This window comes from Rhizobium sp. NZLR10, assembly GCF_019685125.1.
Lineage (GTDB): Bacteria > Pseudomonadota > Alphaproteobacteria > Rhizobiales > Rhizobiaceae > Rhizobium.
In genome coordinates, this window is sequence record NZ_JABDWE010000002.1 from 338,440 (window position 1) to 357,993 (window position 19,554).

Below are 19,554 nucleotides of genomic sequence, written 5' to 3' on the forward strand. Positions count from 1 at the left end.
GATCGCTTGCGCAACAAATTGGACGAGACCCGCAAGACGGGGCGCAGAGCCCGGACGAGCCACGCGCAGGTGGTCGACGAACTCGGCAAGGGTATCGTCGCCGGCACCTATCCTGTCGGCTCGATCCTGCCTGGCGACACCGAACTGGCGCAACGCTTCAAGGTGTCCCGTACCGTCTTGCGTGAGACGATGAAGACGCTTGCCGCCAAGGGCATGGTCGTCGCCAAGGCGCGGGTCGGCACGCGTGTGACCGAGAAGAACCTCTGGAACATGTTCGACAGCGAAATCATCGCCTGGCACTTCGACAATGGTGTGACGGAAGAGTTCCTGCTACAGCTCTACGATATTCGTCTCGCCTTTGAACCCTTCGCCGCCGGTCTTGTCGCCGAACGGGCGAATGCAGAGGATATCGAGACGCTGCGCGGACTGGCGCTCGAGATGGCGGCGAGCGGCCACACTGCCGACAGCCTGGCACTTGCCGACCTTAACTTTCACCTGGCACTCGCCGAGGCCTCGCACAATCCTTTCATGCGCACCTTGGGCAGCCTCATCGAAGCGGCCCTCGTCGGCATGTTCCGCATGAGCACGCCGCCATCCGAAAACGGTTTTGCCAATATCGCCGACACCCATATGCGCATCGTCGACGCGATCGTTTCCGGCGACGGCCTGGCTGCGCGCCGCGCCATGGAACTCGTCATCCTGGATGGCCGCCATCATGTGCACGAGGCCTTCGCTGCCCGCGGTTCGGAGACCGTCATAGTGCCGATTTCTGCCGAAATTTCACACCTGTAGAGACTTTGCTTATCTGAGAGCGCCGCGCGTCTTTTTCGGGCGCGCAAGGGACGTGCAAGACCTTCAATCCACGAAGCCTGCTTTCCGAAAATCGATTCCGATTTCAGAAATTATGCAGTATGAGGCATCAAAGCCGCCTCATGGCACGGATTCGCGGAGCACATCATGGAACGCACTTGTCTTGCCGTCATCCTTGCCGCCGGTGACAGCACGCGGATGAAATCCTCGAAATCGAAGGTGCTGCATCCGGTCGCCGGCCGGCCGATGATTGCGCATGTGGTCGAGGCAGTCGCCTCCGCCGGCATCTCGTCCGTCGCCCTCGTCGTCGGCCGCGATGCCGAGGACGTGGCAAAGGCCGCAAGCATTGGCGGTGTCGGCATCGAATCCTGCCTGCAGAAGGAACGGCTTGGCACCGGCCACGCGGTATTGGCGGCGCGCGAAGCGATTGCCAAGGGTTACGACGATATCCTCGTCACCTATGGCGACGTGCCGCTGCAGACCGACGGCCCCCTCAAGGCCGCCCGCCAAGGCCTTGCCGACGGCAGCGATATCGTCGTCATCGGCTTCCACACCGACCGCCCGACCGGCTACGGCCGTCTGCTCGTCAAGGACGGCGAACTCATCGCCATCCGCGAGGAGAAGGACGCGACCGATGCCGAGCGTACCGTCACCTGGTGCAACAGCGGGCTGATGGCGATCAACGGCCGCAAGGCGCTCGATCTTCTCTCGCGCATCGGCAACGCCAACGCCAAGGGCGAATTCTATCTGACCGATCTCGTCGAGATCGCCCGTTCGCTCGGCGGACGCGTCACCGCTGTCGATGCCCCTGAAATCGAGATGACCGGCTGCAACACCCGGGCCGAACTCGCTGTCATCGAGCGCTTCTGGCAGGAGCGCCGGCGCCACCAAATGATGCTTTCAGGCGTCACCATGATCGCGCCGGAAACGGTCTTCCTCTCCTACGACACCGTCATCGGCCAGGATGCGCTGATCGAGCCGAATGTGGTCTTCGGTCCCGGCGCGGTGATCGACAGTGGCGCCGTCATCCATGCCTTCTCGCATATCGAAGGCGCTCATGTCAGCCAGGGCGCGACCGTCGGCCCCTTCGCGCGGCTGCGGCCGGGCGCCGATCTCGGCATCGGCGCCAAGGTCGGCAATTTCTGCGAGGTCAAGAATGGTCGGATCGGCGAGGGCGCCAAGGTCAATCACCTGACTTATATCGGCGATGCCGTCATCGGCGCCGGCAGCAATATCGGCGCCGGCACGATCACCTGCAATTATGACGGCGTCAACAAGAGCGAGACGGTGATCGGCGAAAACGCCTTCATCGGCTCCAACTCCTCGCTGGTCGCGCCGGTGACGATCGGCGACGGCGCCTATATCGCCTCCGGCAGCGTCATCACCGTCAATGTGCCGGCCGATGCGCTGGCACTCGGCCGTGCCCGCCAGGAGATCAAGCCCGGCCGCGCAACGCTGCTGCGCGAGCGCGCGCTCGCCATCAAGGCGGCGAAGAAGGCGAAGGCTTGAGCCTGCTTTGCGTAACCGGCGGAAATTGAAAGTGACCGCCGAGGTGATTGAGAAATAAGCGGAAATCGTTAGGACTGGCCTCGTTATCGAAGCCTTATGGGGATGTTTTATGTGCGGCATTGTCGGGATCGTCGGAACTGCGCCTGTTGCCGGGCGCCTGGTCGATGCGCTGAAGCGTCTCGAATATCGCGGTTATGATTCCGCCGGCGTCGCCACCATCCATGAGGGCGTGATGGATCGCCGCCGCGCCGAAGGCAAGCTGTTCAATCTGGAAAAGCGCCTGGACGCCGTACCGCTGCCCGGTGTGGTCGGTATCGCCCATACGCGCTGGGCGACCCACGGCGTTCCGAACGAGACCAATGCCCATCCGCATTTCGTCGAAGGTGTCGCCGTCGTCCACAACGGCATCATCGAGAACTTCTCCGAGTTGCGCGACGAGTTGACGGCGGAGGGTTCGGTCTTCGAAACCCAGACCGATACCGAGGTCGTCGCTCAGCTGATGGCGAAATACCTGCGCGAAGGCCTGGAGCCGCGCGCCGCAATGTTGCAGATGCTGAACCGGCTGACCGGCGCCTATGCGCTTGCCGTCATGCTCAAGGCCGATCCCGGCACGATCATGGCCGCCCGTTCGGGGCCGCCGCTTGCCGTCGGTTATGGCCGCGGCGAGATGTTCCTCGGGTCGGATGCGATCGCACTGTCGCCCTTCACCAACGAGATCACCTATCTCGTCGACGGCGATTGTGCCGTCCTCACGCGCGACGGTGTCGCCGTCATCGATTTTGCCGGCAAGCCGGTCAAGCGCGCCCGGCAGATCTCGCAGGCGACCGCCTATGTCGTCGACAAGGGCAACCATCGCCATTTCATGGAAAAGGAAATCTACGAGCAGCCGGAGGTGATCTCCCACGCGCTCAGCCATTACGTTGATTTCGCCGAGAACACCATCGGCGCCAACGCCGCCGCGATCGACTTCAAGGCGGCGACCGGCCTGGCGATCTCGGCCTGCGGCACCGCCTATCTCGCCGGCCTCGTCGGCAAATACTGGTTCGAGCGTTATGCCCGTCTGCCGGTCGAGATCGACGTCGCCTCCGAATTCCGCTACCGCGAAATGCCGCTGTCGCCATCGCAGGCCGCTCTCTTCATCTCGCAGTCCGGCGAAACCGCCGATACGCTGGCATCGCTGCGCTATTGCCGCGACAACGGCCTGAAGATCGGCGCCGTCGTCAATGTCCGCGAATCGACGATCGCCCGCGAATCCGATGCCGTCTTCCCGATCATGGCCGGCCCCGAAATCGGCGTCGCCTCGACCAAGGCCTTCACCTGCCAGCTTGCCGTGCTGGCATCGCTGGCGATCGGCGCCGGCAAGGCGCGCGGCACCGTGAGTGCCGATGAGGAGAAGACGCTGGTGCGCCATCTCGCCGAAATGCCGCGCATCATGAGTCGCGTGCTGAACCTCATCCAGCCGCAGATGGAAAGCCTGGCGCGGGAGCTGTCGAAGTGCAAGGACGTGCTCTATCTCGGCCGCGGCACCAGCTTCCCGCTTGCTATGGAAGGTGCGCTGAAGCTCAAGGAAATCTCCTATATCCACGCCGAGGGGTATGCCGCCGGCGAATTGAAGCACGGACCGATCGCGCTGATTGACGAGAACATGCCCGTCATCGTCATCGCCCCCTACGACCGCTTCTTCGAAAAGACCGTCTCGAACATGCAGGAGGTCGCAGCCCGCGGCGGCCGCATCATCTTCATCACCGACGAAGCCGGTGCGGCGGCCTCGAAACTGCCGACCATGGCGACAATCACCCTGCCTGTGGTCGACGAAATCATCGCGCCGATGATCTTCTCGCTGCCGATCCAGCTGCTCGCCTATCACACCGCCGTCTTCATGGGCACCGATGTCGACCAGCCGCGTAATCTGGCGAAATCCGTAACCGTGGAATAAGCCCGCGACAACCCGATCTTCGCGCCGAAACATATTGTGCGACGCCTCGAATTCTGGCAATTTTGGTCTGCGGACAAGGGGGAAGGGCCGGCGTTCCGGCCTGTCCAGGACTGAGATGGAGTTCATCAGTAGAGATGACCGACAACACCCCCAGAATGCCGGTGGCGACCCGGTTGAGGAACAATTTTCTCGCAGGCCTGATCATCTGCGCGCCGATCGCCATTACCATCTGGCTGACCTGGACCTTCATCCACTGGTCTGACAGCTGGGTCAGGCCCTATATTCCGGCGCGCTGGAATCCGGAAAGCTATCTCAATTTCGCCATTCCCGGTTTCGGCCTGTTGACCGCCATCGTGTTGATCACCGTCGTCGGTTTTCTCGGCAAGAACCTGATCGGCCAGAGCATCGTCCGTTTCGGCGAATCGATCGTCCAGCGCATGCCGCTGGTCCGCACGATCTATAGAAGCGTGAAACAGATTTTCGAAACGGTGCTGAAGGAACAGGCGAATTCCTTCAAGAAGGTCGGCCTCATCGAATATCCAGGCCCCGGCCTCTGGGCGCTGGTCTTCATCGCCACCGACGCCAAGGGCGAGATCGCGTCGAAGTTCAACGCCATGGGCCAGGATATGGTGGCCGTCTTCCTGCCGCCGACCCCGGTGCCGACGGCAGGTTTCCTCGTCTTCGTGCCGCGCGAAAAGATCGTCCTGCTCGACATGAGCCCGGAAGACGCCGCCAAATTCCTGATTTCCGGCGGTCTCGTTGCCCCCGGACACAAGCCGCCCGAGCCGAAGCAGAAACATTTGCCGCGGCCGAAGCCGGTGGCGGTTTCAAAGGCGGATTGAAGCATGTCGCCCAAAAGTGTCAGCGGTTTTGGGATAACGACATGCATGTAACAAAGATTTAAAGCGCGTCGCGGCGCGCTTTATCCCGCTCTCAGAAACCGGATCGCCTCGTCGCGGCGGAAGAGATAGAGCAGGGTGCGGATCGCCGTTCCTCTGTCACTGGTCAGCTCCGGATCGCGCTCAATGAGATAGGCCGCATCCTTGCGGGCGATTTCCAAGAGGTCGGCATGCGCCTCGAGGCTGGCGATGCGGAAGCCCGGCGTGCCGGACTGGCGGGTGCCGAGCAATTCGCCTTCGCCGCGCAGCTTCAGGTCCTCTTCGGCGATGCGAAAACCGTCCTCCGTCTCCCGCATGATCGACAGCCTCGCATGGCCGGTCTCGCCGAGCGGTCCCTTGTAGAGCAGGATGCAGGTCGAGGCCTGGTCACCACGCCCGACGCGGCCGCGCAGCTGATGCAATTGCGCCAAGCCGAAGCGTTCGGCATGTTCGATCACCATGATCGTCGCATCCGGCACATCGACACCGACCTCGACGACGGTGGTGGCGACGAGCAGCCGCGTTTCGCCGTTCTTGAACGCCAGCATCGCCGCGTCCTTCTCCGGGCCGTTCATCCGGCCATGGATGAGTCCGATACCCGGGCCGACATTGGAACCGAGCGCGGCGACCAGTGTCGCGTGCCGCTCCTCGGCCGACATCAGGTCGAGCTCTTCGGATTCCTCGACCAGCGGGCAGATCCAGTAGGCCTTCTTGCCCTCGGCGATCGCGCCCTGCAGCCGCCCGACGATTTCGCCGGTCCGCTCCATTGGCACGGTGATCGTCTGGATCGGTTTGCGGCCGGCCGGTTTCTCGGTGAGTTTGGAAACGTCCATATCACCGAAGGCGGCAAGCACCAGCGTGCGCGGGATCGGCGTCGCCGTCATCACCAGCATGTGCGGCGAGATGCCCTTGGCGGTCAGCCTCAGGCGCTGATGCACGCCGAAACGGTGCTGCTCATCGACCACGGCCAGCATCAGCTTGGCGTAGGCGACGCTGTCCTGGAACAGCGCATGCGTCCCAATGATGATCTGTGCTGCGCCCGAGGCGATGCGCTCGAGGATTTCCTCCCGCTCCCGCCCCTTGGTGCGGCCGGTCAGGATCTCGATGCCAAGTCCGGCGGAGGCGGCGAATTTCGAGATCGTCGCATGGTGCTGCCGCGCCAGGATTTCGGTCGGCGCCATCAGCACGGCCTGGCCGCCGCTTTCGATCACCGCCGCCATTGCCATCAGCGCCACCAGCGTCTTGCCAGAGCCGACATCGCCTTGCAGCAGCCGCAGCATGCGCTCGGCTCTGGCCATGTCCTTCAAAACACCGGCGATCGCCTCGTTCTGGCTTGATGTGAGCGAGAAGGGCAGGGACTTCAGAATCTCACCGCTGATGTCTCCCGTCGCATGCACCGGCTGGCCCGCCACCTTGCGCAGCCTCTGTCGCACCAGGCTCAGCGACAGCTGGCCGGCGAGGAATTCGTCATAGGCAAGCCGCCGCCGGGCAGGAGCCTGCGGGTCGATATCGGCAGGATCGTGCGGCTCGTGCAGCATATGAAAGCTGTCGCGGATCGACGGCAGGCCCTCTCTCTGCGTCAAGGCGAGGTCGACCCATTCCGGCAACTCGGGAAAACGCGGCAGGGCGGCGTCGATGATCTTGCGCAGCGTCTTCGGCGAAAGCCCCGCCGTCAGCGGATAGATCGGCTCGACCAGTGGCAGGTTTTCCGCCTCATCGGCCCTGACGATATAGTCGGGATGCACCATCGAGGCGCGGCCGTTGAACCAATCGACCTTGCCGCTGACCGTCACTTCCGCATCGATCGGCAGTTGTTTTTCCAGCCAGGCGGCCTGGCCGCGGAAGAAGACCAGCGTCAGCTCGCCGGTCTCGTCATGCAGGAAGACGCGATAGGGAATATTGCTTTTGCCGCGCGGCGGCACCTGGTGCCGGTCGACACGCGCCGTGATCGTCACGATCGCGCCCTGCGGCGCGCGGGCGATGCCCGGCTGGTTGCGCCGATCGATCAGCGAAAACGGCGCGTGGAAGATCAGATCGATGACCCGGCAATCCTCCGGCGTCTCGCGGCCGAGCAGCTTGACCAGCAGGTCGGCGATCTTCGGGCCGACGCCCGGAAGGCCCGAAATTGGGGAAAACAGAGGATCGAGAATGGCGGGGCGCATGCGGCCAAAATGCGATGAACAATGCGGCCTTGGCAAGGCTGACAAGCCGCTTTCCAGGGTCTATAGAGGCGCATCAACAGGAAGGTAATGCCATGACAGGTGTCACGCTCACCAGTGCCGGTCTCGACCCGCGCCGCCGCCGGATCCTTTTCCGCTGCTGGCACCGCGGCATCCGCGAGATGGACCTGGTCTTCGGCCAGTTCGCCGAAGCCGAGATCGCGACGCTTTCGGAAGCCGAGCTTGACGAGTTCGAGACGATCATGGCGGAAGAGGACAATGACCTTGTTCGCTGGATCATGGGAACATGGCCGGTGCCCGAGCGTTTCCAGACACCGATGTTTACCCGCCTTGCCGCCTACACACCCGATTTCGACAAGCCCCTCAGGACGCCGGAATGATCCCTGGTTTCGATGCGAAGAAGCTTGCGGCCATTGCCGAGCCGCTGACGATCGGCAATGTGCCGTCAGGTCTGGAACCGCTGCTGCTGGCCGAACTCGCCCGAGCGGGAGAGCCGGTCGCTTATGTCATGTCCGACGGCCACCGCATGGCCGATCTCGAGCAGATGCTGGGCTTTGTCGCCCCCGACATTCCTGTTCTCACCCTGCCGGCCTGGGACTGCCTGCCTTATGACCGCGTTTCGCCGAGTGCCGATACCTCGGCCCGCCGGCTTGCAGCACTCGGCGGCCTCATCGCCCACCGCAAGAAGCCGCATGCCGCCATCGTCCTCGTCACCGCCAATGCCATGCTGCAGAAGGTGGCGCCGCAGGATGTCATCGAAAGCCTGACTTTTTCAGCCCGTCCCGGCAACCAGCTGCGCATGGACGATCTTGCCGGCCGCCTGGAGCGCAACGGCTTCGAGCGTGTCGCAACCGTGCGCGAGGTCGGCGAATATGCCGTGCGCGGCGGCATTCTCGACGTCTTCGTGCCGGGTTCGGAAGAGCCGGTCCGCCTCGATTTCTTCGGCGACACGCTGGAATCGATCCGCTGCTTCGATCCGGGAAGCCAGCGCACGACGGGCCAGGTGCGCTCCCTCGATCTCAACCCGATGAGCGAGGTGACACTGACCCCGGATACGATCAGCCGCTTCCGCAAGAATTACCTCTCGGCTTTCGGCGCCACCACGCGCGACGACGCGCTCTATCTCGCCGTCTCCGAGGGTCGGCGTTATCCGGGCATGGAGCATTGGCTGCCGCTCTTCTACGAGAAGCTCGATACCGTCTTCGATTATCTCAGCGGCTTCCGTGTTGTCACCGACCATACGGTGCGTGAGGCAGCCGAGGAGCGCTCCAAGCTGGTCTTCGATTATTACGACGCCCGGCTGAATTCCGGCCAGCCGGCCAAGGGCCAGATGGCGCAGGGCACGCCCTACAAGCCGGTGACGCCGGGCCAGCTCTATCTCGACAGCAAGCTTTTCGCAAAGACCCTCGACGCGCTCGGGGCGATCCGCATCAGCCCCTTCAACGAGCATGAGGGCGAGGCGCGCCGCGTCGTCAATATCGACGCCCGCCAGGGCCAGCGCTGGGCTCGCGCGAATGCCGAAGGCGGCGGCGATGCAGAACGCATCAACATCTTCGACGTCGTCGTCAAACATATCGCCGACCGCCGCGCCGGCGGCGCGAAAGTGCTCGTCACCGCCTGGACCGAAGGTTCGCTGGAGCGCCTGCTGCAGGTGCTGAACGAACACGGCCTGGAAAAGGTCAAGCCGGTCGAGGCGCTGAAGGATCTCGGCTCGTTGGCGAGAGGCGAGGCGGCCGCCGCCGTACTCAGTCTCGAAGCCGGCTTCGAGGCCGGCGACCTCGTCGTCATCGGCGAGCAGGATATCCTCGGCGACCGCATGGTGCGCCGCTCCAAGCGCCGCAAGCGCGCCGCCGATTTCATCTCGGAGGTCGCGGGCCTCGACGAAGGCTCGATCGTCGTTCACGCCGAACATGGCATCGGCCGCTTCATCGGGCTGAGGACCATCGAGGCCGCAGGCGCCCCGCATGCCTGCCTCGAACTGCAATATGCCGACGAGGCCAAGCTTTTCCTGCCGGTCGAAAACATCGATCTTCTCTCGCGCTACGGCGGCGAGGGCACCGAGGCCCAGCTCGACAAGCTCGGCGGCGGCGCCTGGCAGATGCGCAAGGCCAAGCTGAAGAAGCGCCTGCTCGACATGGCCGATGCGCTGATCCGCATCGCCGCCGAGCGCCTGACGCGCCATGCGCCGATGCTGACGACGCCGGAAGGTCTCTACGACGAATTCGCCGCCCGCTTCCCCTATGACGAGACCGAGGACCAGGATGCCGCCATCGAGGCCGTGCGCTCCGATCTCGGCGCCGGCCGGCCGATGGACCGTCTCGTCTGCGGCGACGTCGGCTTCGGCAAGACCGAAGTGGCGCTGCGTGCCGCCTTCGTCGCGGCGATGAACGGCGCCCAAGTCGCCATCGTCGTGCCGACGACATTGCTCTCCCGCCAGCATTTCAAGACCTTTTCCGAGCGGTTCCGCGGCCTGCCGGTGCGCATCCAGCAGGCCTCGCGCCTGGTCGGGGCCAAGGAGCTGGCGCTGACCAAGAAGGAAGTGGCCGAAGGCAAGACCGATATCGTTGTCGGCACCCATGCGCTGCTTGGCGCCGGCATCAAATTCGCCAATCTCGGCCTGCTCGTCATCGATGAGGAGCAGCATTTCGGCGTCAAGCACAAGGAACGGCTGAAGGAGCTGAAGAGCGACGTGCATGTGCTGACGCTGTCGGCGACGCCGATCCCGCGCACGCTGCAGCTTGCGATGACCGGCGTGCGCGAACTGTCGCTGATCACCACGCCGCCGGTCGACCGCATGGCGGTGCGCACCTTCATCTCGCCCTTCGACAGTCTGATCATCCGCGAGACGCTGATGCGCGAGCATTATCGCGGCGGCCAGAGCTTCTATGTCTGCCCTAGGCTTGCCGACCTCGAGGACATACATGCCTTCCTGCAGTCGGATTTGCCGGAGCTGAAGGTCGCCGTCGCCCATGGCCAGATGCCGGCCGGCGAACTCGAAGACATCATGAATGCCTTTTATGAGGGCCGTTACGATGTGCTGCTGTCGACCACCATCGTCGAATCCGGCCTCGATGTGCCCACAGCCAACACGCTAATCGTCCACCGCGCCGACATGTTCGGCCTTGCCCAGCTCTATCAGCTGCGCGGCCGCGTCGGCCGCTCGAAGGTGCGCGCCTTCGCGCTCTTCACCCTGCCTGTGAATAAGGTGCTGACGGCCACCGCCGAACGCCGGCTCAAGGTGCTGCAGTCGCTGGATACGCTCGGCGCCGGCTTCCAGCTGGCCAGCCACGATCTCGATATCCGCGGCGCCGGCAACCTGCTCGGCGAAGAGCAGTCCGGCCACATCAAGGAGGTCGGCTTCGAGCTCTATCAGCAGATGCTGGAAGAGGCGGTCGCCGAGGTCAAGGGTATCGACGAGATCCACGACACCGGCTGGTCGCCGCAAATATCGGTCGGCACGACGGTGATGATCCCGGAGGGCTACGTGCCCGACCTGCATCTGCGCATGGCGCTCTACCGCCGTCTCGGCGAAATCACCGAACTCAAGGAGATCGACGGCTTCGGCGCCGAGATGATTGACCGTTTCGGGCCGATGCCGATCGAGGTCCAGCATCTCCTGAAGATCGTCTACATCAAGTCGCTCTGCCGCACCGCCAATGTCGAAAAGCTCGATGCCGGCCCGAAGGGCGTCGTCGTGCAGTTCCGCAACAAGGAATTCCCCAACCCGGCAAACCTCGTCGGCTACATCGGCAAGCAGGGCGCGATGGCGAAAATCCGCCCCGACCACAGCGTTTTCCTGACCCGCGACCTGCCGACGCCGGAAAAGCGCCTGCAGGGCGCTGCCGTTATCATGACGCAACTGGCCGAGATGGCGAAATAAACGGAAGGACTTGAGGATGGCGACATACGGCGCAAGGATCGCTTGGGACCGGAACGGCGAGACATTCACCGACAACCGCTACAGCCGTGCCCACCGCTGGAGCTTCGACGGCGGCATCGAGGTCAGGGCGTCCTCCTCGGCGCATGTCGTTCAGCTGCCCTATTCGGTCGAAGACGCCGTCGATCCGGAAGAGGCTTTCGTCGCCTCGCTCTCCAGCTGCCACATGCTCTGGTTCCTGTCGATTGCCGCCAAACAGCGGTTCTGCGTCGACAGCTACACCGATGCCGCCGAGGGCATCATGGAGAAGAACGCCGAAGGCCGCCTCGCCATGACCGTCGTGACGCTCCGTCCGCATGTCGTCTTCAGGGGCGACAAACAGCCTTCCCTGAGTGAGCTCGAAAGCCTGCACCATCGCGCCCATGACGACTGCTTCATCGCCAATTCGGTGAAGACCGAGGTGCGCTGCGTTCCAGTTCTGGGCTGACGCTGAAATCGTTGCCGGCCCTTTGCCGTCTGCTAGTTGAGCCCGGATCGCGCCTCGGCCTTCGCTTTGGCGATATCGCGCAACGCGTTTACTAGCACGTCGGGCGTCTGGGCGCCGCTGACGGCATATTGCTGGTCGAAGATGAAGAACGGCACGCCGTTGACGCCCATCTCCTGGGCCGCCGTGATCTCGGCAACGATCAGATCGCGATCGGCATCGGAGGCGAGCAGCGAGGCGGTGGCCGGGCGGTCGAGGCCGGCCTTCTCGGCGATATCGAGCAGCACCGCATGGTCGCCGACATTGCGGCCTTCCTCGAAATTCGCCGTGAACAGGGCGGCAACCACTTTGTCCTGCTTCTCGCGGCCTTCGATCATCGCCCAGTGGATCAGCCGATGTGCATCGAGCGTATTCGGGCCGATCCTGATCGCCTCGAAATCGAAGGCGATGCCGACCTCGCGGCCCAAATCGGTGAGCATCTTGTGGGCCTGCGCCACGCGTTCCTCGCCGCCAAGTTTCTCCGCCAGCGCCTTCTTCTGGTCGACTCCCTTCTTGGGGTACTCGGGATTGAGCCGGTACGGCCGCCAGTTGATGTCGACGCCGATTTGGTCCTGCACCTCGGCAATGGCAAGCTCCAGCCGCGCCTTGCCGAGATAGCACCAGGGGCAGACGACATCCGAGACGACGTCGATGGCGATACGCTCCATGATGATTTTCCTTATTCTCTGCGTCTCAGAACGGAGACATTCAGCCGGCCCGATTCGGCTCTTCTTACTGCACGCTCGTATCCCACCATACCGGCAGCTGATAGCCATTGAGCGGCACGCTCTCGGGATGGCCGATGCGCTTGCTGCGTGCCAGCCATTGCTGGTCTATATGGTAGAGCGGCAGCACGTAATGGCCGGAAAGCAGCAGCCGGTCATAGGAGCGCACCGCCGCGGTGAAATCCTCGGCGGAGCGCGCCCTGAGCAGATGGTCGATCAGCGTGTCGATATCGGGATCGGCGACACCGGCGAAACTGTCGGTGCCTTCGCGGGTCTTGGCGGCGGAAGACCAACGGCCGAGCTGTTCGTTTCCAGGCGATAGCGACGAAGTGTAGGACTTCATGATCATGTCGTAGTCGAAGCTGTTCGTCCGGCTCTGATACTGCGAATCGTCGACGGTGCGGATCGAAGCGGCAATGCCGATCGTCTGCAGCGATCGCTGATAGGCGACGGCGAGCTTCTCCTGGTCGGCATTTTGCGTCATGATTTCAAAGGCGAGCTGGCGGCCGGAGGCATCCACCATCTTGCCGCCCTGGATCGCATAGCCGCCCTCTTTCAACAATCCAACAGCCTGTTTCAGCACATTGCGGTCGCGGCCGGAGCCATCGGTGACCGGCAGCTTGTAGGTGCCGTCGAGAATGTCGGGCGCGATTTTGCTTTTGATCGGCCCGAGCAGGGCAAGCTCGGCGGCATTGACGGGTACGCCGAAGCTCGACAGCTCGGAATTCTGCCAGAAGCTCTGGGTGCGCTTGTAGGCGCCGGAATAAAGGTTCTTGTTCGCCCATTCGAAATCGAACACCAGCGACAGGCCTTCCCGCACCTTGAGATCGGCAAAGATCGACCGGCGCGTGTTGAACACGAAGCCGAGCATGCCGCTCGGCAGTTTCGGCGTGAACGTGTCCTTGAGGACAGAGCCCGAGGTGGCCGCGGGGAAATCATAGGCATTGGTCCAATGGCCGGGATTGCCGTCGGGATAGACGTCGACATCGCCCTTCTTGAAGGCCTCGAATAGCGTCGTATCCTGCAGGAAATACTGGACGGTGATCGTGTCGTAATTGTCGGTGCCGACCTTGGCGGGAATGTCCTTGCCCCAGTAATTCGGATCACGCTCATAGGTGATGCTCTCGCCGGGCTTCACCGTTTTCACCTTGTAGGGACCGGAGCCGATCGGCGGCGTCAGCGACGAACGGTCGAAGGTTTCCGGATCGATCGCATGTTTCGGCAGAACCGGGAAAAGGCCGAAGATCAAAGGCGTCTCCCGGTCGGCCTTGTCGTTGAAGGTGAAGCGCACGCTGTGTTCGCCGACCTTCTCCATCTTGGCGACGACGTTGAGGCGGTTGGCGAAGGGCACGCGGCCCTTGTCGCGCATCAGTTCGAAGGTGAACATCACGTCCTCAGGCGTCACCGGCTGGCCATCGGCCCATTTCGCCTTCGGATTGAGGTTGAACTGGATGAAGCTCCTGTCGTCGTCCCATTCGACCGTCTCGGCCAGCAGGCCGTAGAGCGTGAACGGCTCGTCCCTGGAGCGCTGCATCAGCGATTCGTAGACGAGATTGCCATATTCCGGATCCCACATTCCGCGCGCCGTCGTGCGCATGCTCTTCAGGATAAACGGGTTGAGGCTGTCGAAGGTGCCGACGACGCCGTAGGTGATCTTGCCGCCCTTTTTCACATCAGGATTAACGTAAGGGAAGTGTTTGTAATCCGCCGGCAAAGCCGGCTCGCCGTGCATCGCGATGCCATGCAGCGGCTCGGCGGCGACAGCGCCGCACAGCAGCGACAGGACGAGGGGGACGACGATCCGGAGCATTCGGCAATCCTTGAGACCACGAAAACGGGCATGATTCACCGCGGAGATTATCATGGGGTCGAGCGATTCCAACACGGAGCGCCGATTTCTTTGGCATCGCGACGAAATGCTCCTCAAATTGCCAAAGAAATGCTGGATATCTTGAACGCCGCGATGTAACAGGTGAACCCGAAGTTTCGGGGTCATGCATTTGCCTTATTTTTTTAAGAGGTGAGTGCCGAACGACCCGAGGTTGGGGCGGCAAGTCGCTGTCCTGAACGGATATCAGGAGACGGAATTCGTTATGATGTTCAAGTCTGAAAAGAAAATGCGGGCAGCGCTGTCCGTTCTGGCAGTGATGTTCGGCGCCGCTTCGGCTCCGGTCTCCTCCTTCGCCCAGGAAGCCGCGGCTCCTGCCGATGGCCAGGCGCAGGCCGCCGGCGCGCCGAAGCTCGGCTGGTACAAGACCTGCAGCAAGCAGGAAGACAACGACATCTGTGTTGTCCAGAACCTGATTCTCGCCAATGGCGGCCAACTCGTCACGGCCGTCGGCCTGATCTCGGTTTCCGGCAAGATCAACCGCAAGCTCCTGCAGGTCTCGGTTCCCACGGCACGCCTGATCCCCCCGGGCGTCATCATGCAGATCGACGGCGGCAAGGGCCAGAAGCTCGACTACGCCGTCTGCCTGCCGGACAAGTGCACGGCCGAAGTTCCGCTGACCGACGCGATGATCGCCAGCCTGAAGAAGGGCAGCGACGTGATCTTCACCTCGATCAATTTCCGTCGAGCCCCGAACCCGATCAAGATCTCGCTCGAAGGCTTCACCGGCGCTTATGACGGCGAACCGGTTTCCGAAAACAAGCTCGCCGCAAGTCAGCGCAGTTTGCAGGAAGGCATGCAGAAGAAGGCCGAAGAAGCCCGCAAGAAGCTGGAAGACGCCCAGAAGGCAGCCAAGGCGCAGTAATCCTGCCGCCATACTGAATAGAAACCCGGCTTCAAGCCGGGTTTTTTGTGCGCAAGGAAAAGGCCTCGTCGGGAACGAGGCCTTGAATGATGCTGCGGTCAGACCGAGTTTAGTGGGCGAAGCTCATCTTGGGTTTGAACTGCCCTGACGGGGCCTGATCGAAAATCTGGTAGATCTGCGGGTTGCGAAGCGGCGTGCCGCTTTCATCGTTCATCAGATTCTGCTCGGAGACATAAGCGACATATTCGCTTTCGTCATTTTCCGCGAGCAGGTGATAGAAGGGCTGGTCCCTGCTTGGGCGCACCTCGGCCGGAATGGAATTCCACCATTCCTCCGTATTCGCGAACTCCGGATCAACGTCGAAGATGACGCCGCGAAACGGGAAAACCTTGTGCCGAACCACTTCGCCGATACTGAACTTTGCTACTCTTTCTTTCATGGTACGACTTCCTTTCATCACCAAATTTGGTGATTGGTGCCACGCAAATCAAGATTTTTGCGCAAGCTCGTCACATGAACGTCATATCCTCCTCCTGCATAATTCCTTAGATCGGCATCGATTTAAGGATTAAATTATGCAGCATTTCAAAGTGTTACAGCGTCTTTGTGCGTCTGAAAAGACGCGCGGCGCTGTAATGGCGTCCATGACCCTGGGAGGTGAAAGCCCCGGCGAACCGGGACTTTCCGTGTTCAGGCCAATCAGGCCGAATAGTACATGTCGTATTCGACAGGATGCGGCGTCATTTCGAAACGCATCACCTCAGCCATCTTCAGCTCGATGAACGCATCGATCTGGTCGTCGTCGAACACGCCGCCGGCCGTCAGGAACTTGCGATCCTTGTCGAGGCTTTCCAGTGCTTCGCGCAACGAGCCGCAGACGGTCGGGATCTTCTTCAATTCCTTCGGCGGCAGGTCGTAGAGATCCTTGTCCATGGCCTTGCCGGGATGGATCTTGTTCTTGATGCCGTCGAGGCCGGCCATCAGCATGGCGGCAAAGGCGAGATAGGGGTTGGCGGTCGGATCCGGGAAACGGACTTCGACGCGCTTTGCTTTCGGGTTGGTGCCGAACGGAATGCGGCAGGAGGCCGAGCGGTTGCGAGCGGAGTATGCCAGCAGAACCGGTGCTTCGTAGCCCGGGACGAGACGCTTGTAGGAGTTCGTCGACGGATTGGTGAAGGCGTTGATCGCCTTGGCATGCTTGATGATGCCGCCGATGTAGTAGAGGCAGCTCTCGGAAAGACCTGCATATTCATCGCCTGCAAAGGTCGGCTTGCCGCCCTTCCAGATCGACTGGTGCACGTGCATGCCCGAGCCGTTGTCGCCGAAGATCGGCTTCGGCATGAAGGTTGCCGTCTTGCCATAGGCATTCGCCACCTGATGGACGACGTATTTGTAGATCTGCATCTTGTCGGCGTTGCGCACCAGCGTATCGAATTTGATACCGAGTTCGTGCTGGGCGGCGGCGACTTCATGGTGATGCTTTTCGACGACGACGCCCATCTCGGAGAGAACCGTCAGCATTTCCGAACGCATGTCCTGGGCGCTGTCGACCGGCGGAACCGGGAAATAGCCGCCCTTGACGCGCGGGCGATGGCCAAGGTTGCCGGTTTCGTAGTCGGTGTCGTCGTTCGACGGCAGTTCGGTCGAATCGAGCTTGAAGCCGGTGTTGTAAGGATCGGCCTTGTACTTGACGTCGTCGAAGACGAAGAATTCCGCTTCCGGGCCGACGAAGATCGTGTCGCCGATGCCGGATGCCTTGAGATAGGCTTCGGCCTTCTTGGCAGTGCCGCGCGGATCGCGGTTATAGGCCTCGCCGGAAACCGGATCGAGAATATCGCAGACGATGACCATGGTCGACTGTGCGAAGAACGGGTCCATATGCACCGTCTCGGTATCGGGCATCAGCACCATGTCGGACTCGTTGATGGCCTTCCAGCCGCCGATCGAGGAGCCATCGAACATCACGCCGTCAGCGAACATGTCCTCGTCGACGCAGACAACGTCCATCGTCACATGCTGCAGCTTGCCCTTCGGGTCGGTGAAGCGCAGATCGACGAACTTCACGTCGTTCTCCTTGATCTGCTTCAGAATTTCGCTTGCGGTCGCCATTAAATACCTTCCTCCGATTTGCGATGACAATACATGGCTGCGCTGACCGTATCTAACTTTGCGCGCCAGGCAAAGTGGGTCAGATGGCGTCGATGCCGGTCTCGCCGGTGCGAATGCGGATGACCTCTTCGATATTGGAGACGAAGATTTTTCCGTCGCCGATGCGGCCGGTCTGCGCCGCCTTGCGGATCGCATCGATGACGGCCTCCGCGTTCTCGTCGGCCAGCACGACCTCGACTTTTACCTTCGGCAGAAAATCGACGACGTATTCGGCTCCGCGGTAAAGTTCCGTGTGACCCTTCTGACGGCCGAAGCCTTTGGCTTCCGTGACCGTGATACCTTGCAGGCCGACTTCCTGAAGGGCTTCCTTCACTTCGTCCAGCTTGAAAGGCTTAATGATCGCTTCGATCTTTTTCATGAGAAAATGTCTCTCCGCTTCTCCCGTTATGGCAGGAATTTTCCCGCTCGCCGGATATGATGCAGATATCATGCCAGTTTGAAATCCATCTTCTTAAAAAAATACGAGGATTTTGCCGAAAGCGCCGCGTTTGCGGGGATTTTGATGACGGTTTGGCGGCAAACCAGCGGGAAAACTCGGTCCTTCGATCAAAATCATATCGAAAATCGAAAAAGACATAAGTTTAAGGAGTCGCGCAACTATGTCTCAGTGGGATTAAAATATAGGCAATTGCACAAAATAGGCTCTTTTCTTTGGTGTTTCAGGCGGTTGTTTTTTAGGCGTTTTTTGATTGAATAGGCCGATGAGCCATGAACTTTCCGACCTTCTTCTCACGCCTGCCGAGATGGCCGCGGTCGACGCTGCCGCTGCCGCATCCGGCATCGATTCCTTCGCCTTGATGGAAAGGGCAGGGGCGGCGGTCGCGGCGGCTGCCTTGCGCCTTCATCCCGGAGCTTTGCGCTTCGTCGTGCTCTGCGGGCCTGGTAACAATGGCGGCGACGCCTATGTCGCGGCAAGACATCTGCAGGAGGGCGGGGCTGCCGTGGCGCTCTTCCATCTCGGCGACCCCTCCAGGCTGAAGGGCGACGCTGCCCGTGCCCGCAACGGCTGCGCATTGGAGGGGCAGGCACTCGACCTCTACCGGCCCGAGACCGGCGACGTCGTCATCGACGGCCTGTTCGGGGCGGGGCTTGGCCGCGAGGTGCCGGCCGATGTCCGCACGGTGATCGAGCAAGTCACCGAAGCCGGTCTTCCCGTGCTTGCCATCGATCTGCCCTCCGGACTGGATGGCCGCACCGGCAGGGTGTTGGGGGCCGCCTTCCGGGCCTGCAACACCATCACCTTCATGACGCGCAAACCCGGCCATCTCCTGATGCCGGGCAGGGAGCTTTGCGGCGAGTTGGAGGTTTTCGATATCGGCATTCCCGCCCGCATCGTCAGGGCTGCGGCGGGCGGCGTCTTCGCCGAGAACAGGCCGGATGCCTGGAAGGGTGTGCTGCCGGCCGAGCAGTTGGAAACCCATAAATACAAGCGCGGTCATCTGGTCGTCTTCTCAGGCGAGGCCGACAAGACGGGGGCTGCGCGCATGTCGGCGATCGCAGGCCTGAAGGCCGGCGCCGGCCTGGTGACGATCGCAGCCCCGCGCGCGGCAATGGCCGCCAATGCTGCGCATCTCACCGCTGTCATGCTGCATGCGATCGACAACGCGGCCGACCTCGACGATTGGCTCGCCGACAAGCGGTTGCAAAGCTTCGTTCTAGGCCCCGGCTTCGGCATCGGCGTCAGAGCGCGCGGCTTCGTCTCGGCCCTTGCCGAGCGCCATCTCGTGCTCGATGCCGACGGCATCTCCTCGTTCAAGGACGATCCGCAGCAGCTGTTTGACCTTTTCCGGGGCGAGCCGCGTCTGGTGCTGACGCCGCACGAGGGGGAGTTCGCCCGGCTCTTTCCCGATATTGCCGGCGACGATGGGCTGGGGAAGGTTGATAAATCAGTGGCCGCTGCCCGCCTCGCCAATGCCGCGATCGTCTACAAAGGCGCTGATACCGTCATTGCCGCGCCGGACGGACGTGCGCTGATCAATACCAACGCGCCGGTCTGGCTTGCCACCGCCGGTTCCGGCGACGTGCTCGCCGGCATCATCGGCGGATTGCTCGCCCAGGGCCTGCCGGCCTTCGAGGCAGCGGCCGCCGGCGTCTGGCTGCACGGGGAGGCTGGCCAACGCGCCGGCAAGGGCCTGACGGCGGAGGAGCTCGCGTCCCATGTCTCGCCGCTTTAGCCCGCTCGATGCTTCAGCTT

15 protein-coding genes are annotated in these 19,554 nt (G+C 62.1%); 9 read left to right on the top strand and 6 right to left on the bottom strand.

The features are described from left to right. Positions 1-6 precede the first annotated feature (6 nt). From HJB82_RS04920 to HJB82_RS04935, 4 genes are all read left to right on the top strand, one after another. Positions 7-792, top strand: coding sequence for a FadR/GntR family transcriptional regulator (locus tag HJB82_RS04920; RefSeq protein WP_221115962.1), 786 nt, complete (start codon positions 7-9; stop codon positions 790-792). Positions 793-957: 165 nt separating this feature from the next. Further along, the gene (gene glmU / locus HJB82_RS04925; RefSeq protein ID WP_207584214.1) at positions 958-2,319 is read left to right on the top strand and encodes a bifunctional UDP-N-acetylglucosamine diphosphorylase/glucosamine-1-phosphate N-acetyltransferase GlmU; all 1,362 of its coding nucleotides are present in this window, start codon (positions 958-960) and stop codon (positions 2,317-2,319) included. Positions 2,320-2,428: 109 nt separating this feature from the next. Continuing rightward, entirely contained in the window at positions 2,429-4,255 is a 1,827-nt protein-coding gene (gene glmS / locus HJB82_RS04930; protein ID WP_221115963.1) for a glutamine--fructose-6-phosphate transaminase (isomerizing), read from the top strand. Between the two features lie 134 nt (positions 4,256-4,389). Beyond that, complete coding sequence (locus HJB82_RS04935) at positions 4,390-5,097, top strand: DUF502 domain-containing protein (protein WP_207584216.1); 708 nt, start codon at positions 4,390-4,392, stop codon at positions 5,095-5,097. Positions 5,098-5,177: 80 nt separating this feature from the next. Here HJB82_RS04935 and recG read toward each other — a convergent pair whose 3' ends face one another. Further along, positions 5,178-7,295 carry an ATP-dependent DNA helicase RecG gene (gene recG / locus HJB82_RS04940; RefSeq protein WP_221115964.1) on the bottom strand — a complete coding sequence of 706 codons (2,118 nt, stop codon included), beginning with the start codon at positions 7,293-7,295 and terminating at the stop codon, positions 5,178-5,180. A 92-nt stretch (positions 7,296-7,387) separates the two neighbouring features. On the opposite strand from recG, the gene HJB82_RS04945 reads away from it, so the two are divergent. From HJB82_RS04945 to HJB82_RS04955, 3 genes are read left to right on the top strand one after another with little or no spacing between them, the layout of a single operon-like run. After that, positions 7,388-7,693 carry a succinate dehydrogenase assembly factor 2 gene (locus HJB82_RS04945; protein WP_207584218.1) on the top strand — a complete coding sequence of 102 codons (306 nt, stop codon included), beginning with the start codon at positions 7,388-7,390 and terminating at the stop codon, positions 7,691-7,693. Continuing rightward, entirely contained in the window at positions 7,690-11,193 is a 3,504-nt protein-coding gene (gene mfd / locus HJB82_RS04950; protein ID WP_207584219.1) for a transcription-repair coupling factor, read from the top strand. Before HJB82_RS04945 ends, mfd begins: the two co-directional genes overlap by 4 nt. Positions 11,194-11,209: 16 nt before the next feature. Continuing rightward, positions 11,210-11,677: an OsmC family protein gene (locus HJB82_RS04955; protein WP_221139644.1), complete on the top strand. Its 468-nt coding sequence runs from the start codon at positions 11,210-11,212 to the stop codon at positions 11,675-11,677. Between the two features lie 32 nt (positions 11,678-11,709). Here HJB82_RS04955 and HJB82_RS04960 read toward each other — a convergent pair whose 3' ends face one another. Both HJB82_RS04960 and HJB82_RS04965 read right to left on the bottom strand, forming a co-directional pair. After that, positions 11,710-12,381 carry a DsbA family oxidoreductase gene (locus HJB82_RS04960; RefSeq protein ID WP_221139645.1) on the bottom strand — a complete coding sequence of 224 codons (672 nt, stop codon included), beginning with the start codon at positions 12,379-12,381 and terminating at the stop codon, positions 11,710-11,712. Between the two features lie 64 nt (positions 12,382-12,445). Next, positions 12,446-14,248 carry an extracellular solute-binding protein gene (locus tag HJB82_RS04965; protein WP_207584222.1) on the bottom strand — a complete coding sequence of 601 codons (1,803 nt, stop codon included), beginning with the start codon at positions 14,246-14,248 and terminating at the stop codon, positions 12,446-12,448. Positions 14,249-14,531: 283 nt separating this feature from the next. On the opposite strand from HJB82_RS04965, the gene HJB82_RS04970 reads away from it, so the two are divergent. Then, a complete protein-coding gene (locus HJB82_RS04970; RefSeq protein ID WP_207584223.1) occupies positions 14,532-15,191 on the top strand; it encodes an invasion associated locus B family protein in 660 nt (219 codons plus the stop codon). A gap of 109 nt (positions 15,192-15,300) precedes the next feature. Here the strand turns inward: HJB82_RS04970 and hspQ are convergent, their stop codons facing one another. The 3 genes from hspQ to HJB82_RS04985 form a co-directional block, all read right to left on the bottom strand. Beyond that, positions 15,301-15,630: a heat shock protein HspQ gene (gene hspQ / locus HJB82_RS04975; protein ID WP_003539613.1), complete on the bottom strand. Its 330-nt coding sequence runs from the start codon at positions 15,628-15,630 to the stop codon at positions 15,301-15,303. A gap of 260 nt (positions 15,631-15,890) precedes the next feature. Then, entirely contained in the window at positions 15,891-17,300 is a 1,410-nt protein-coding gene (gene glnA, locus HJB82_RS04980; RefSeq protein ID WP_003559365.1) for a type I glutamate--ammonia ligase, read from the bottom strand. A gap of 79 nt (positions 17,301-17,379) precedes the next feature. Next, a complete protein-coding gene (locus HJB82_RS04985; protein ID WP_003579240.1) occupies positions 17,380-17,718 on the bottom strand; it encodes a P-II family nitrogen regulator in 339 nt (112 codons plus the stop codon). Positions 17,719-18,061: 343 nt separating this feature from the next. On the opposite strand from HJB82_RS04985, the gene HJB82_RS04990 reads away from it, so the two are divergent. Continuing rightward, entirely contained in the window at positions 18,062-19,534 is a 1,473-nt protein-coding gene (locus HJB82_RS04990) for an NAD(P)H-hydrate dehydratase (RefSeq protein WP_221139646.1), read from the top strand. Positions 19,535-19,554: the final 20 nt, after the last annotated feature.

What these genes read in the sequence shown, in the direction of transcription:
- HJB82_RS04960 (WP_221139645.1), bottom strand. Translation starts at nt 12,381, where the DNA reads ATGGAGCGTATCGCCATCGACGTCGTCTCGGATGTCGTCTGCCCCTGG.
- glmU (WP_207584214.1), top strand. Translation starts at nt 958, where the DNA reads ATGGAACGCACTTGTCTTGCCGTCATCCTTGCCGCCGGTGACAGCACG.
- HJB82_RS04945 (WP_207584218.1), top strand. Translation starts at nt 7,388, where the DNA reads ATGACAGGTGTCACGCTCACCAGTGCCGGTCTCGACCCGCGCCGCCGC.
- HJB82_RS04985 (WP_003579240.1), bottom strand. Translation starts at nt 17,718, where the DNA reads ATGAAAAAGATCGAAGCGATCATTAAGCCTTTCAAGCTGGACGAAGTG.
- HJB82_RS04990 (WP_221139646.1), top strand. Translation starts at nt 18,062, where the DNA reads ATGAGCCATGAACTTTCCGACCTTCTTCTCACGCCTGCCGAGATGGCC.
- glnA (WP_003559365.1), bottom strand. Translation starts at nt 17,300, where the DNA reads ATGGCGACCGCAAGCGAAATTCTGAAGCAGATCAAGGAGAACGACGTG.
- glmS (WP_221115963.1), top strand. Translation starts at nt 2,429, where the DNA reads ATGTGCGGCATTGTCGGGATCGTCGGAACTGCGCCTGTTGCCGGGCGC.
- mfd (WP_207584219.1), top strand. Translation starts at nt 7,690, where the DNA reads ATGATCCCTGGTTTCGATGCGAAGAAGCTTGCGGCCATTGCCGAGCCG.
- HJB82_RS04965 (WP_207584222.1), bottom strand. Translation starts at nt 14,248, where the DNA reads ATGCTCCGGATCGTCGTCCCCCTCGTCCTGTCGCTGCTGTGCGGCGCT.
- recG (WP_221115964.1), bottom strand. Translation starts at nt 7,295, where the DNA reads ATGCGCCCCGCCATTCTCGATCCTCTGTTTTCCCCAATTTCGGGCCTT.
- hspQ (WP_003539613.1), bottom strand. Translation starts at nt 15,630, where the DNA reads ATGAAAGAAAGAGTAGCAAAGTTCAGTATCGGCGAAGTGGTTCGGCAC.
- HJB82_RS04935 (WP_207584216.1), top strand. Translation starts at nt 4,390, where the DNA reads ATGACCGACAACACCCCCAGAATGCCGGTGGCGACCCGGTTGAGGAAC.
- HJB82_RS04970 (WP_207584223.1), top strand. Translation starts at nt 14,532, where the DNA reads ATGATGTTCAAGTCTGAAAAGAAAATGCGGGCAGCGCTGTCCGTTCTG.
- HJB82_RS04955 (WP_221139644.1), top strand. Translation starts at nt 11,210, where the DNA reads ATGGCGACATACGGCGCAAGGATCGCTTGGGACCGGAACGGCGAGACA.